At 46.6% G+C, this 14093-nt stretch carries 13 protein-coding genes and 4 pseudogenes; 8 read left to right on the plus strand and 9 right to left on the minus strand.

All coding sequences use genetic code 11. The features are described from left to right. Window positions 1–23: 23 nt before the first annotated feature. Genes invE through invF form a run of 3 tightly spaced genes read right to left on the minus strand, consistent with a single transcriptional unit; the run spans window position 24 to window position 3474 of the window. Window positions 24–1142, minus strand: coding sequence for a type III secretion system gatekeeper InvE (invE, locus tag ABVM99_RS05070; RefSeq protein ID WP_000612171.1), 1119 nt, complete (start codon window positions 1140–1142; stop codon window positions 24–26). Continuing rightward, window positions 1139–2827, minus strand: a complete 1689-nt coding sequence (gene invG, locus ABVM99_RS05075; RefSeq protein WP_000848101.1) for a type III secretion system outer membrane ring protein InvG — start codon at window positions 2825–2827, stop codon at window positions 1139–1141. Before invG ends, invE begins: the two co-directional genes overlap by 4 nt. Then, window positions 2824–3474, minus strand: a complete 651-nt coding sequence (gene invF / locus ABVM99_RS05080) for a type III secretion system transcriptional activator InvF (RefSeq protein ID WP_001728903.1) — start codon at window positions 3472–3474, stop codon at window positions 2824–2826. The genes invG and invF overlap by 4 nt, the downstream gene beginning before the upstream one ends. A 457-nt stretch (window positions 3475–3931) precedes the next feature. On the opposite strand from invF, the gene invH reads away from it, so the two are divergent. The 3 genes from invH (at window position 3932) to ABVM99_RS05095 (ending at window position 5588) form a co-directional block, all read left to right on the plus strand. Next, a complete protein-coding gene (invH, locus tag ABVM99_RS05085) occupies window positions 3932–4375 on the plus strand; it encodes an SPI-1 type III secretion system invasion lipoprotein InvH (protein ID WP_023195218.1) in 444 nt (147 codons plus the stop codon). Between the two features lie 431 nt (window positions 4376–4806). Continuing rightward, the gene (locus ABVM99_RS05090) at window positions 4807–5256 is read left to right on the plus strand and encodes an STM2901 family protein (protein WP_023195217.1); all 450 of its coding nucleotides are present in this window, start codon (window positions 4807–4809) and stop codon (window positions 5254–5256) included. Continuing rightward, on the plus strand, window positions 5241–5588 hold the full coding sequence (locus ABVM99_RS05095) for a DUF1493 family protein (RefSeq protein ID WP_001555786.1): 348 nt from the start codon (window positions 5241–5243) through the stop codon (window positions 5586–5588). Before ABVM99_RS05090 ends, ABVM99_RS05095 begins: the two co-directional genes overlap by 16 nt. 272 nt (window positions 5589–5860) lie before the next feature. On the opposite strand, the gene ABVM99_RS05100 is transcribed toward ABVM99_RS05095, so the two are convergent. Further along, entirely contained in the window at window positions 5861–6187 is a 327-nt protein-coding gene (locus ABVM99_RS05100; RefSeq protein WP_023195216.1) for a hypothetical protein, read from the minus strand. 240 nt (window positions 6188–6427) lie between these two features. On the opposite strand from ABVM99_RS05100, the pseudogene ABVM99_RS05105 reads away from it, so the two are divergent. The 3 genes and pseudogenes from ABVM99_RS05105 to ABVM99_RS05115 form a co-directional block, all read left to right on the plus strand. Further along, a pseudogene (locus ABVM99_RS05105) lies at window positions 6428–6628 on the plus strand (transposase); the annotation flags it as partial. A 269-nt stretch (window positions 6629–6897) separates the two neighbouring features. Further along, a complete protein-coding gene (locus ABVM99_RS05110) occupies window positions 6898–7188 on the plus strand; it encodes a DUF1778 domain-containing protein (RefSeq protein ID WP_000855694.1) in 291 nt (96 codons plus the stop codon). Then, a complete protein-coding gene (locus ABVM99_RS05115) occupies window positions 7185–7712 on the plus strand; it encodes a GNAT family N-acetyltransferase (protein ID WP_023195215.1) in 528 nt (175 codons plus the stop codon). Before ABVM99_RS05110 ends, ABVM99_RS05115 begins: the two co-directional genes overlap by 4 nt. A 72-nt stretch (window positions 7713–7784) precedes the next feature. On the opposite strand, the pseudogene ABVM99_RS05120 reads toward ABVM99_RS05115, so the two are convergent. Next, window positions 7785–8002, minus strand: a pseudogene (locus ABVM99_RS05120) (IS5/IS1182 family transposase); the annotation flags it as partial. A 333-nt stretch (window positions 8003–8335) separates the two neighbouring features. Here ABVM99_RS05120 and pphB point away from each other — a divergent pair. Then, window positions 8336–8992 (plus strand): protein-serine/threonine phosphatase, encoded by a 657-nt coding sequence (gene pphB, locus ABVM99_RS05125; RefSeq protein WP_023195213.1) that lies wholly within the window; start codon window positions 8336–8338, stop codon window positions 8990–8992. 170 nt (window positions 8993–9162) lie between these two features. Here pphB and ABVM99_RS05130 read toward each other — a convergent pair whose 3' ends face one another. From ABVM99_RS05130 to ABVM99_RS05145, 4 genes and pseudogenes are all read right to left on the minus strand, one after another. Then, entirely contained in the window at window positions 9163–9657 is a 495-nt protein-coding gene (locus tag ABVM99_RS05130) for a hypothetical protein (protein WP_000424943.1), read from the minus strand. Between the two features lie 26 nt (window positions 9658–9683). Beyond that, window positions 9684–10352 (minus strand): hypothetical protein, encoded by a 669-nt coding sequence (locus tag ABVM99_RS05135; protein WP_023195212.1) that lies wholly within the window; start codon window positions 10350–10352, stop codon window positions 9684–9686. A gap of 156 nt (window positions 10353–10508) precedes the next feature. Beyond that, window positions 10509–10727, minus strand: a pseudogene (locus ABVM99_RS05140) (hypothetical protein); the annotation flags it as partial. 210 nt (window positions 10728–10937) lie between these two features. Beyond that, window positions 10938–11336: pseudogene (locus ABVM99_RS05145) on the minus strand (cytoplasmic protein); the annotation flags it as partial. 158 nt (window positions 11337–11494) lie between these two features. On the opposite strand from ABVM99_RS05145, the gene mutS reads away from it, so the two are divergent. Next, window positions 11495–14062, plus strand: a complete 2568-nt coding sequence (gene mutS / locus ABVM99_RS05150) for a DNA mismatch repair protein MutS (protein ID WP_023195210.1) — start codon at window positions 11495–11497, stop codon at window positions 14060–14062. Window positions 14063–14093 lie beyond the last annotated feature (31 nt).

Below are 14093 nucleotides of genomic sequence, written 5' to 3' on the forward strand. Positions count from 1 at the left end.
ATAGGTATCCTGTTAATATTAAATTAAGACAGCTTTTCAATAGTACGACGCTGTTCTGCCATTTCATGCTTGTAGGCAATATCGGTCATACTACGTAACGCCATTAACAATTCTTCCTGCCAATATTCTTCATAAAAGAGTGAAGAGGGTATGGCTTTACATACTTGATAAAATATCTGCAAAAAGGATGCATGTTCTTTATGACTAAGCAATAACGCATTCAAACCTATAATATCGGCTAACAGCGAATCCACTTCATGTGGCTGTTGCAATAGCGAAAGCATCAGTAGTAGCCACGACGACTCCTCCGCATTAAACGCTTTGGTAAACGAATACGACAACAATGTACTCACAAACAGTAGGTCAGCGGAGCGCAACATTTTGAGTTGCGTCAGGCGTCGTAAAAGCTGGCCAAACTCCAGACGCGAACAGCTGGCGTCATTCGCGTCAATATCGGTTAATAGCGAACCCTCGATAAAATCCAGTACCACCAGTCGACGTTGATAGCCATAACTGGCTATCCAGTCAGAGTAAATCTCCACTTCATGTGATTCACTCTGGATAAATTGCCGATAGCTGGCGCGCAATAAGCCTGGTTTTAACGATAATGTTTTCCCAAAAAGCCGGGCCTTCAACGCACAATTAATCCCTGCCTTGAGGGTCTTCGGATCGGTTTGCTCTTCAACGTGCTTAAGTAACGACTCCAGCTTTTTCCGCACGATCTCTTCCAGGTCTTTACGACGAAGCAATTCGCGTAACACAAGGACTAAATCACTGGGGTCAGGAAATAAGCTACGCGCCTGACGTAAAAAATCTTCTAACGCGCCGCCATGTACGCTAATTAGCTTTAATATTTGCTTCGCCTTCGGTAAAGCCTCATCCTCCAGCACGCGTTCAAAACTGTTAGATAAATTACTGGATTTTTTTTCATAATCGCGACGGTTACGAAATTGCGCCAGCGCCGCTGACATTTCGTCCGTCGACTGGACAAATTTTTGTACTTCCGCTCCTGGAGACGAATCCTCTGCGGCCTGTTGTATTTCCGCCTGTTGCGCATCAGTATGCTGGGTTGCATCCTGATGAGATGTCTGCCGGGACAATATTCTGGAAAATGAAATACCGGAGGTTGAGCCAGGAATCATTTAATTGCCTCCTGACCTCTATCCAGATAAACACGAACCCATTTCTGTAACTTATCGTCCCCACTCCAGGCACCGCTTTGCTTCAGAATATTGTTTACCGATTCGCTGGCATCCGGCGTTAACGGGTCGACAATTTCTTTTGGTTCAATCATGAATACACGAACAACATTACTTTTATTCTTACTGGAATAACGGAACAGGCTACCAATAAGCGGTAATTTGCCTAAAAACGGAATACTTTGGACAGTATCGGTATTTGCATCCCGTGTATAACCACCGACCAGCAAACTTTTTCCGTGCGGAACTCTCGCAATAGTGCTAATTAACGTTCGCCCGACTTCGGGTAACGCATCTACGGAGGTGGTAGTATCGGATTGCGGCGTCTTATCGTTGCCATCTTCAATGTCCAGCGACATTTCTATCTGACCATCTGCGGAAAAACGGGGCAGCACTCGGATCATTGTTCCGTATGTTACATGCTCAAGCGCCACATTACGTTCCCCAATCAGCTTGGTGTAAAACGTTCTGTTGTTATCAAAAATAGCGGGAACATTTTCCTGAGTCAGTAATACCGGGCGTGAAACCACCGTCGCCTGTTTCTTCTCTTCTAACGCATTGACCGCGGCGATGAATCGACTGCCATCGAGGGTACTTATTGAAGACTGGTTTAATGACACGCCAAGTTTGTCCCCAATAGTAATGCTGCCGCTCCATGAAGTGCCCAAACGCTCCAGATCGCTTTTATTAAGATCGACAATCCACAGGGATAATTCTACGTGACGTTTGGCGACATCCAGCGCTTTAACCAGCATTTCGATAAAATGCACCTGCTCAGCCGTTCCCTTTACTAACAAACTGTTGGTATCCGGATAGGCCACGATTTTAATATTGCCCGCCGCGGCATTTTGCTTTAAAGCTTCCTGCAGACTCATGCCACCGGCATAATTTGCTGCTTTACCTTTTTCTCCATTCGCTGAAAACGCTGGCATCGCCGGGGGTTCGCTACTGACAATATTACCTAAAGGTTGCTCTTCTCCCTGCAACAACCTTTCAATGGCCGTGGCAATACCGGGGATAACCATTTTCTGATCGCGCAGATTGTAGGTACGATCGCCCACGAAGGTATTGTTCAGACGCATCACCCCTATTTTCTGGCGTCCCAGCTCAATACCATCGTTTTGCTTGTCCATCATGGTGGCGGCGTTGACCACCATATCAACATAGACGGGTGGCCCTGAAACATAGAATGTTCCTTTACGGTTATCGCCACGTAGCGGGTAATTTTTGTTATATAAACCTGAGCGTTTTAGAAAATTGTTGAACTCATTGAGTGAGACGTTGCGTAAAGAAACCACGGCATTGCGCATTTCACTGGCGTCATAAATATAGATAGCCTGCCCATCGAAATACCAAATCAGCCCCAGTTGTAGGGAAAGCTTCTCCAGTAATGCGTTAGGATCGTGAAACTCAAAGTTGCCCGTAATTTTTTTTCGTGCCGCCATTTTGCTAACAATGACAGGCTCCTTTAGCTGTAGCGCCATGGCATCGAAAAATGTCCGCAGGCTATCGTCTTTCGCAACAAACCCACTTCCCGTTACAGGTATTTTTTCACTAGAATAACCAGGTGCAACCAGAACAAGCGCGGCACATGCCAGCACTCTGGCCAAAAGAATATGTGTCTTCATTTGTCTGCCAATTGAATAATATTTGATAATTTCCGCGGCGAAACGCCGATCAGCTCTTTGATCTCACTAGAAAAATGTGAAGGCGATGAGTAACCATGATTAACGGCTAATTGGGTGATGTTCTCGTGGCCTTCTACACTATTCAGCAGCGATTGCGCCATACGCCAGTTTCGTAATTCACTCTTCGCTTTTCCGCCCAACGCTCTGCTGCACAAACGACGAAAATGGGTATAAGAAACGCCATAGTCTTCTCCCAGCATTCTCATCGTGTTGCCGCTGGTTGACTGAGCGAGTAAATAGCCAACCAACCAGTAACTCTCGCTTTTTCGTAACAGCGCCAGTACCTTATTGAAGGCCGGAGAAGGCGTAATAATTTGCTGCAAAAACCAGTACTCGCAGCGTTTACGATCTTGCCAAATAGCGCGAAACTCAGGGCTCAGCAAAACCCATTTATCGGATTCAGCATATGTCGTGTCCACTAATCCTGCACCATCGATAAATGCCAGTAATTTGCTGAGTACTTCAATTTTTAACGGTCGAAAAACCAGGTCTCCTGATACTGGTGCGACAACGGCCTGCTCGCAAAAAAGCAGCGCGCCTTCCTGAATCAGGCAATTTTCATTGTGTCGGCCTTCAGAAAATGACATATGCAGCTTTTGCGCGGAACACGTCTGTATAAACCATGCTTCCGGGCTGCGGATTTTCCGCTTCTCTCCTTCTTTAAGTACTTCCTGCGTATTTAGCATAGTTGTCAGCACCAGTTAAAAATCATTTTAATATGTAAACAATACCGGGAGCGGGTGGCAAAATCCTGATGCAATCATTATGAAACTGATGCCACCCGCCAATTAAATTGGCCCACTTGCACAGCGCTTGATAATTTAAAATAGAAAATCAGCTCATAGTGTATAAATTCTGGATTATTATTCTACAGCAGCAAAAATTCAGATATTGTCATCGGGATGGATGAATTAATTATTTATATCAGGAGTTTTTTTTGCTAGCATTCCTGAAACGCATCCGCCCCCTTATAACTATTGTCAGATAACGTTCTGACGGTTGTGTAAAAACATTGCGCCTCATTCTTCTGTAGTTGGAGTTAATATGAAAAAATTTTATAGCTGTCTTCCTGTCTTTTTACTGATCGGCTGTGCTCAGGTGCCCCTCCCTTCCTCCGTGAGCAAACCGGTACAGCAACCTGGCGCTCAGAAAGAGCAACTGGCCAACGCAAATAATATTGATGAGTGTCAGTCTCTTCCGTATGTGCCGTCAGACCTTGCGAAGAATAAATCATTATCAAACCAGAACGCTGATAATTCCGCATCAAAAAATAGCGCAATCAGCTCAAGCATTTTTTGCGAAAAATATAAACAAACCAAAGAGCAGGCGCTCACCTTCTTCCAGGAACATCCACAATACATGCGTTCGAAAGAAGATGAAGAGCAACTCATGACCGAATTTAAAAAAGTTTTGCTTGAACCCGGAAGTAAGAATTTAAGCATATATCAGACGTTACTTGCTGCCCATGAAAGACTGCAAGCCTTATAAGGCCATATCACCGCTGGCTGAACTCATCATGATATAATTAAGACCATATTTTGCATTGCCACTTAATATCAATATAATTATTATAGCTATGGTCACTTTTACGGTTGGCCATTTGTCTCTTACGTTGCATTTATCAATCTGCTTTTTGATACAGCAGCACCTCGCTGCTGCTTTTTTTATTGGCGATAAAGAACGGCCTCCCAGACTCGGGAAAATAGCCGAAACTTATACTGACAAACTATCGTCTCGTATATCGCGATAAACTGACATCCCCCTCTTGCCCCACATGTTGGCATTCTTACGATACCCCATCCACTTTTCGCGAATAACGTTCTTTTTACCTGTGACAGCGTATTGACGACCAGGCTAGTATAGCGGCAGAAACGTCCCGATGTCTGGAATGAATGGCAAACAGTCTATAAGGTGATTGAATGGATACGACAGAAGAACTAAACGGAACCTACTTCTACCACGGACAATCGAACCTGCCAGCAGGTGAACTATTTGATGTAATTTTCCTTGAGCAATTTTGTGATGAACCAGGGATTGGCATTGAGTCAGGTGCTGCTATCCTCGCCGGGCAACCGTGGTTAAAAACCAGAACGAAACCGGGAGAGGCAATCAAAGGGACAAGTGTTATCTCCAGGTATGGGAGAATGCTTTTACGAAATGCACGAACTCCTTTTGGTATTAGAGTTCCTACACCCGTTGCTATAAGAATGCGAAAAACAAATAATCTTGCCGCAGTCATAGCACGATATGTTCCATGGTTAGGTTGGGTTGGTCTTGTGAATTCAATTTACCAGGTATCAAGGAGAACTCAGGCAAAATACAACCTAATAGCACGCCCTAAAGATCGTATACAATGGACATCCTTTTGATGGACACAATTCAGCAAGAGGTGTTAGCACTCTTCCGTGAAGAGATTCCCGGATATTTAGACAGCAATTGGAAAGAAATCCCTTTAGAACTTGATTCTGATTTATTTGAAGCTCCAGGCGATGACCTGCATGAAGCTTTGGATAAATTTGAAAAAAAATTTAATGTAGATTTATCACAAGTTAAATGGTCGTGTTATTTTCCCTGGGAGAATACTCCACTGCTTACACGATGGTTTAAATTAAAACGGGAAGATGTAGAACGAACTCGTACACCTTTAACAATCAGAATGTTTTCTGAGTCAGCGAAAGCTGGGAAATGGCTTTATGATTAGTGAAAAATATGTCGAATTAATCAGGAGTTAATTACTATGAATTTTGTTAATCGGTTAAAATTAAAAGTAGTAAATTTCATATGCTTTTCAAATTAAAATAGTTTGTTGTATCTACCTTTCGACCACCAGTAACTTTGACGCCATCCGTTTCAAATTGACCATTTTGTTCTGGCGTATATCGCGAGTAGACATTTCTGAGTGTGTTTGACTATCCACTCTTTTTTAGCCTGCGTGTATGGCGGCGACAATGCTGTTACATAGGTACCGGTATATTACCAAATTGATTCTGCCAGATATCCCGCCTCACGTAGAGCATTCATAATTTTATTCGCTAATTCATACTGATATTCATACGAGGTATTCTCCATGGAAAATACCGTTAATTCATATTTATAATACAGCCACCCATCATTCACATTTATCAACTTAGGATTCCAGTCATAATTTCTTTCTATTGTAATCATTGTGTTTTCGTATCTTAAATATAATAAATTCACTTTTATTATGTCTGGAATCCCTTGGGATAAAAAATCAATTAACTCATATTTATCCAGATCAGACTCAACAACGATTGTGAATTCAGAGTTAACTTCTTCCATTATGGAACCTCAATATATGGGCCTCTATTAAACGGTGATGATTCTTTCATTACCGATACCTGTATTTTTGTTACATCATCCGGATGAAAATGTAGGATATACATCCTCCCGTATGCCACCTTCATCACCAGGGCCTAATGCACGCCGTTGAGCCTTTGTTGATTTTTAACCATCTGATCTTACCCAGCAATAGTGGACACGCAACTAAGTGAGTAAACGCTCAAGCAAGAGGTGACTCACATAACAAAACCAGCATCAACCACCAAAAAGCTACGCAAGTAGCACACGCCTGAATTTCGTCAGGAAGCCCTGAAACTGGCGGAACGCATTGGGGTGCCCGCTGCCGCCCGTGAGCTTAACCTGTATAAATCACAGCTCTACAGCTGGCGAAGCAAACAGCAAACTCAGCTCTCTTCTTCTGAACGTGAGCAGGAGATGTCCGCCGCTTAGGGTTGTGTCCATACTACGCGGGTAGGATCAATCAACCAGTTACGGTAAAAAAGAGAATCATGAATATATTTAGCAAACTCCCTGATGATACGTAATCAGTGAGATTAAAATAATGCAATCGCGATAAACCGAAGTTAATCCCCTGTTTAAAGACAGTGAACGACCTTCTTGCCATGTCTGGATTATACCAACCTCATCTGTACGCCTTGAAAGCGTACAGATATGTATTATAATTGTACATATTGTTCATAAACAGGAGGATGAAAACCATGCCTCAGATAGCTATAGAATCTAACGAAAGGCTGTCGTTACGTGTATCGACGGATGCCAAAAAGTTGATAGTCCGCGCTGCGGCAATCCAGCAAACCAACCTGACGGATTTTGTGGTCAGTAACGTACTACCTGTCGCACAGAAGATTGTTGATGCCGCCGAACGGGTATATCTGACGGAGCGTGATACTCAAATGATCATGGAAATTTTAGATAACCCGCCAGCGCCGAATGAAAAGCTTCTTGCTGCTGCTTTCGCCCTGCCGGACATGAAGAAATGATGTTTACAGACTGGCATGAGGCCGCGATAGGGAAAATCCACAATCGAATGAATTTTGATTGTGGGGATGCCGATCTGAACCAATTCCTGCAACGCCATGCACGACAAAATCATGAGAAAGGGACAACGAAAACCTATGTTGCGCTTGATAATTCGGATGTTACACGTATCCACGGCTTTTACTCAGTCAGTCCTGCATCACTGATATATGCACAGGTTCCCGGCGCAATCAGCAAAGGATTAGGGAGATACGATGTGCCAGTGTTTCGTCTGGGTCGTTTAGCCGTAGACAAATCTATGCAGGGGCAAGGGCTGGGAGCACAACTTTTGTTATCTGCCGGAAAGCGTTGCATACAGGCGGCTTTGCAGGTCGGTGGCGTAGCCCTGCTTATTGATGCCAAAAATAAACAGGTTTGCGACTGGTACAAAGGATTTGGCGCAGTACCATTAAACGATCAACCCCTTTCCTTATTGCTGTCGTTTAAAACGCTTTATGCTGCTTTATCTGCATCTGGTAGGTTATGACAACATGAGGCTTTGTTGAATAATTCAGAATCGGCCAACGATAAGGATACAGGACTCCCACCGGAGCACTCGTTATACGAGCCTGACGCTGGTCGACATTGCCAACAACGTCATCCGGTTCAGCGCTTTGACCATCGCCATCGCTTCACCCACCTGCGCGTCATAGTTCCGCAGGCTCAGATGGCCGCCCAGCAAGGTTTTGATACGGAACATGACCGTTTCCGCTACTGAACGACGGTGATAGCCCACTTTCTTTTCCAGACCTCATTGCTGCCGCTCCGATGTTGATTTTAAACTTTTGCTTTGCCATGGGAACCCGATGCTGAAACGACAGTAACGATCAGATCCGCCAATCTCTTTATTCAACAAAGCCCTTCGGGATAGAGCTTCCGCTGAGCGGGAAAGTATGCCTTTGCAATTAATCAGGAAAGTGTTGCGCGAGAAATAGTGCATCTTTCAAGCACATCGTCTACTTTAATTAACCGATTCATAAAATATATATTATCTGTTGATTTCTAGCTTGTAGGTTATTTTAATAACTGTGTATTTTAAAGAATAAAAATTAATATCACCCTACTTCTTTGTTATAATACCAGCCTCCAAAATTGTGCTATAGGAACATCATGGAATTAATTCGTTATGCTGACATCAACAGCGATCTCTATCGCCACATTTGGGTCGTTGGTGATATTCATGGATGTTACTCCTTATTGTTAACCAGACTGGCTCAATTACATTTCTCTCCTGATACCGATCTCTTGATCTCCACTGGAGATAACATTGATCGAGGAAAAGAAAACCTTGAAACACTGAGACTGTTAAATACCTCATGGTTTATTTCTGTAGTGGGTAATCATGAAGCTATGGCGCTTGACGCTTTTGAAACACAGGATGGCAATTTCTGGTATGTAAACGGTGGTTACTGGTACGACTCGGTCACCGAAAAAGACAGGCAAGAAGCCACTGAGCTATTACTAACTTTTAAGCAGCGTCCTCACATCATAGAGGTTGAAACGTCCTCAAAGAGGTACGTGATTGCCCATGCCGATTATCCAGATGACAGCTACGATTATGGGAAGCAAGTTGATATTGATAGCGTTCTATGGTCACGCGATCGTCTGCTTGGTTCGTTACAGGGGAATATCCATCCAATACGCGGTGCGGATACTTTCATCTTCGGCCATATGATTGTTGACTACACAACAACATTCGCCAATCAAATCTACATTGACACCGGTTCTTTCTGTTCAGGCAATCTGTCTTTTTTTAAAATAAAGTAATCTGGAATAGAATTATATAATATCAACCCTCCCTGCATTATGGGCAATGATATAGCCTTCAATAAGTACCATTGCCCATTCGTAATAGCGTCTAAATTTCGCGTTTTTCTGCCCATTTCAGCATTAAGATCGCAGGCCAAAAAAACGAAGCCGTAATCCGACGCAGGTAGTTACTCGAGCGCCTGAGACGAGTAAAGATCGCACATCTCAAGATACCTATCGGAAGAAAGCGCAATAACCGTGGTGGCGAAATGGATCGGCTTGCCTTCATGCAACACAATCTTAATACCGGCGGCGGCCGGGATGAAGTTAATGCTCTGTGAATGCCAGGTGTTTTCGGCGATATTTGTCCAGGCCGCGAATTTGCCATTACAGAAGCGAATACCTTCACGACTGATGGTGACTGCCGGCTTTGCCGCGCTTAAAAATGTGCGAGCCAGGCGCACAATAAATAACAGACTGCCGCAACAAATAAGTCCCATAAAGACGGCACCGCCAGTTTTGGGCTCCTCGGGATCGGTGGCCATATTCACCGCCAGTGCAATAAAAACTCCCATCATACAAATCCAGAACACAATACCAACCAACGTTTTAGATCTGGAATAATAGATATTGAACTCCACAGGCATGTTTTGCTGGCTGGTTTTTGATACGTACAGTTCCATTGATTCATCCTTGTATAAAAATGTCGTCAGGCGGGTAAACGCTGGGAAAGAAAGTTGAGCAGCAGCGGCTCATTGACGATAGTGGAGCGGTCGATTTTGCAGATCCGGCCCGTAGCGGTGCTAATCATCAGATAGCTCATTGAACTGCCAGCACCCTCCTCGCGCTGGGTGCGAATACTGGCGATCAGCGCATACGGCACCGCCCGGTTTTTGTGTTCAAGCCGATCCGCCAGCGCGGTCACTTTGCCGAATTTAAGACGTCCATCGGCGGCGAGGCGCGCCCCCAGCGCAGAACCGTGTCGCCGGACAAGTTCAGCAGCCAGTCGGTCGTAAATTCCGTTGCCATCGTTCCAGAAATCAAGGTAGATGACGTACTTCTTGCCGCCACTGTGGCGCAAGATGAGTTTGTCGGATTGGTGGAGCAGACGCATTGATTCAAGCGCATCGTAATGGATAACACGATGCCCGGCCTGCAACGCGGTTTCGGTTAACGTCATCCTGCGTGGCGTAAACAGAAACAGAACTGTGACGCTGAATTTCCAGATGATAAACAACAGGCCCACCAGTAGCGATATACCGGAAAGCCGATAATTCACGGTGGCTGTTGCTATGCTGAGAATAAAAAAACCGATCCCGATAGCAAACCATTTCAGCTCCGAAAGCGAAAGATGCCGGGTGTATTGACGACTTTCCATGATGGTATGGTATCCCTGATTTTACTGTCGGCGTATTACGTCAGGTTGAGTAAGGAAGCTATATCCGTTATGTTTTAGGTTATATACACTTCATCCTTCAGGCTGCCGGAGCAACTATTGTACGCTCCCGGAGATTAATGAGAGACATCCTGCCTCTCACCGAAGACCAACCACGAGCCTATACACCATTCGGTGTAAATGCCTTTCTCGGAAGTGAACGTCCAGGCGGCTACCGAACCCGAGCGTGATAATAAAGCGACTCGTTGTCATGAGCCAGTCCCTTAGCGACATTGTCCATTTTCGGATGTCGGCCTGAATTGCCAGTCACACGACCTTTTTCACTGACTCGTCCGTCGGAAACACCGTACGCTTTTGATAGCATGTTGGTTATCTATACCGGAAATGCGGGTCTGGTTTTTCTTCAGCAGACGATCGAACGGGCTGAGATCTTCAGGTATTTTGAGATTTTGGCCACTTCATTAGCCAGAGCCTGCAACTGTTTTTCGTCCATAAAGCAACCAGCTTTTGATGTTGAATCGAACATATCAAAATCAGGCAATTACACAATTTTAATTACAGTCTCATTTTGAGTTTGGAAGCATCCGCTCCCCTCTTAATTTTGTTGGGATTTCTCTTTGTTGCGAGCATGGTCTGAACTAATTGCCTGGCAGCTTGCCTTGTTTCGTCAATATTTGGAAAATCGAACACATTTCCAACTTTTACTTTCAAGACAGAACTTGGCTTCCTACCCTCACTGACATTACGATCTGACGAGGCTACTCTTCGCTGGATTACGTAGGTTTTTTTCGTCAAACTGGCTTTTACCCCGAAACCAGCAGGAGCTTGTCTGTGGTCATCGAAAACAATGTAGAGTTTTTGAGCTGGGTTAGCTTCGAAAACGATTTTTCCAGAGCGACTGAGTGCAGGCTTAACATTGATACTTAACTTGTTGATAATGAAAGGCTGGCTGAGAGTTGTTTTCAAAGCATCACCCCTGTTGTAGTCCAGGAATGATGAGAATGTAACCTGTCACATTTTAGGCTACAGGTGAGCTACAAATTTATGGGTTTATGTGAGTTTATAAGGGTTTTACCCGGGGCCACATGAGCACTTGAAAGAATAAAAAAACGAGTAAAATCAATATGAATGAGTCATTTGATAAGGACTTCTCCAACCACACACCCATGATGCAGCAGTATCTCAAGCTGAAAGCCCAGCATCCGGAGATCCTGCTCTTTTATCGTATGGGAGACTTTTACGAGCTGTTTTATGACGACGCAAAGCGTGCGTCGCAGTTGCTCGATATTTCGCTGACCAAACGCGGCGCATCGGCTGGCGAACCTATCCCTATGGCGGGTATCCCGCACCACGCCGTAGAAAACTACCTCGCGAAACTGGTCAATCAGGGCGAATCCGTCGCTATTTGCGAACAGATTGGCGATCCGGCCACCAGCAAAGGTCCCGTTGAACGTAAGGTCGTGCGTATCGTTACGCCTGGCACCATCAGCGATGAAGCCCTGTTACAGGAGCGTCAGGATAACCTGCTGGCGGCTATCTGGCAGGATGGTAAAGGCTACGGTTACGCCACGCTGGATATCAGCTCCGGGCGCTTTCGTCTGAGCGAACCCGCCGACCGTGAAACGATGGCCGCAGAGCTGCAGCGCACCAATCCCGCCGAACTGTTGTATGCCGAAGATTTTGCTGAAATGGCGTTAATAGAGGGACGCCGGGGTCTGCGCCGTCGCCCGTTGTGGGAGTTTGAGATTGATACCGCCCGCCAGCAGTTAAATCTGCAATTCGGTACGCGGGATCTGGTCGGTTTCGGCGTCGAAAATGCCTCGCGTGGATTATGTGCGGCAGGCTGCCTGTTACAGTACGTAAAAGATACCCAGCGCACCTCCCTGCCGCATATTCGTTCCATTACGATGGAACGCCAGCAGGACAGCATCATTATGGATGCCGCGACCCGCCGCAATCTGGAAATTACCCAGAACCTGGCCGGCGGTGTCGAAAATACCCTCGCCGCGGTGCTTGACTGTACCGTGACGCCAATGGGTAGCCGAATGCTTAAACGCTGGCTGCATATGCCGGTACGAAATACCGACATATTACGTGAACGCCAGCAGACCATCGGCGCCTTGCAGGACACCGTCAGCGAACTGCAACCGGTGCTGCGTCAGGTCGGCGATTTGGAGCGTATCCTTGCGCGTCTGGCGCTGCGCACCGCGCGTCCGCGCGATCTCGCCCGAATGCGTCACGCCTTCCAGCAACTGCCGGAATTGCACGCTCAGCTTGAAACCGTTGACAGCGCGCCGGTACAGGCGTTGCGTAAAAAAATGGGCGATTTCGCCGAGCTGCGCGACCTCCTGGAACGCGCCATTATTGACGCGCCGCCGGTACTGGTCCGCGACGGCGGCGTTATTGCGCCCGGCTACCATGAAGAGCTGGACGAATGGCGCGCGCTGGCGGATGGCGCCACCGATTATCTCGATCGTCTGGAAATTCGCGAACGTGAGCGTACCGGGCTGGATACGCTGAAAGTCGGCTATAACGCGGTACATGGTTATTACATTCAGATTAGCCGTGGTCAAAGCCATCTGGCGCCCATCAATTATGTGCGTCGCCAGACGCTGAAAAATGCCGAACGCTACATTATTCCTGAGCTAAAAGAGTACGAAGATAAAGTTCTGACCTCGAAAGGCAAAGCGCTGGCGCTGGAAAAACAGCTATATGACGAATTGTTTGATCTGCTGTTGCCGCATCTGGCCGATTTACAGCAGAGCGCCAACGCGCTGGCGGAGCTGGATGTGCTGATTAACCTGGCCGAACGCGCCTGGACGCTGAATTACACCTGCCCGACATTTACCGATAAACCCGGTATCCGTATTACCGAAGGTCGCCACCCGGTGGTTGAACAGGTACTGAATGAGCCGTTTATCGCTAACCCGCTCAATCTGTCGCCGCAGCGCCGGATGTTGATCATTACCGGCCCCAATATGGGCGGTAAAAGTACCTATATGCGACAAACGGCATTGATCGCCCTGCTGGCCTATATCGGCAGTTACGTTCCGGCGCAAAACGTGGAAATCGGCCCCATCGACCGTATTTTTACCCGCGTCGGCGCAGCGGACGACCTGGCTTCCGGGCGTTCGACCTTTATGGTGGAGATGACCGAAACCGCGAACATTCTGCATAATGCCACGGAAAACAGTCTGGTATTGATGGATGAAATCGGGCGCGGTACCTCCACGTATGACGGGCTGTCATTGGCCTGGGCCTGCGCGGAGAATCTCGCGAATAAGATTAAAGCGTTAACGCTGTTCGCTACCCACTACTTCGAGCTGACCCAATTACCGGAGAAAATGGAAGGCGTGGCAAACGTCCACCTGGATGCGCTGGAACACGGCGATACTATCGCGTTTATGCACAGCGTGCAGGACGGCGCGGCAAGTAAGAGCTATGGCCTGGCGGTCGCGGCGCTTGCGGGCGTCCCTAAAGAAGTCATCAAACGCGCGCGCCAGAAACTCCGCGAGCTGGAAAGCATCTCGCCCAATGCGGCGGCAACGCAGGTGGACGGCACACAAATGTCGTTGCTTGCGGCCCCGGAAGAGACATCGCCTGCCGTTGAAGCGCTGGAGAATCTCGATCCGGACTCCCTGACGCCACGCCAGGCGCTGGAGTGGATCTATCGGCTGAAAAGTCTGGTGTAAACGTGTCAGACCCGATAGCACCACGCTATCG

Origin of the sequence: Salmonella sp. SJTUF15591, from assembly GCF_043356435.1 — a bacterium.
GTDB classification, from domain to species: Bacteria; Pseudomonadota; Gammaproteobacteria; order Enterobacterales; family Enterobacteriaceae; genus Salmonella; species Salmonella enterica.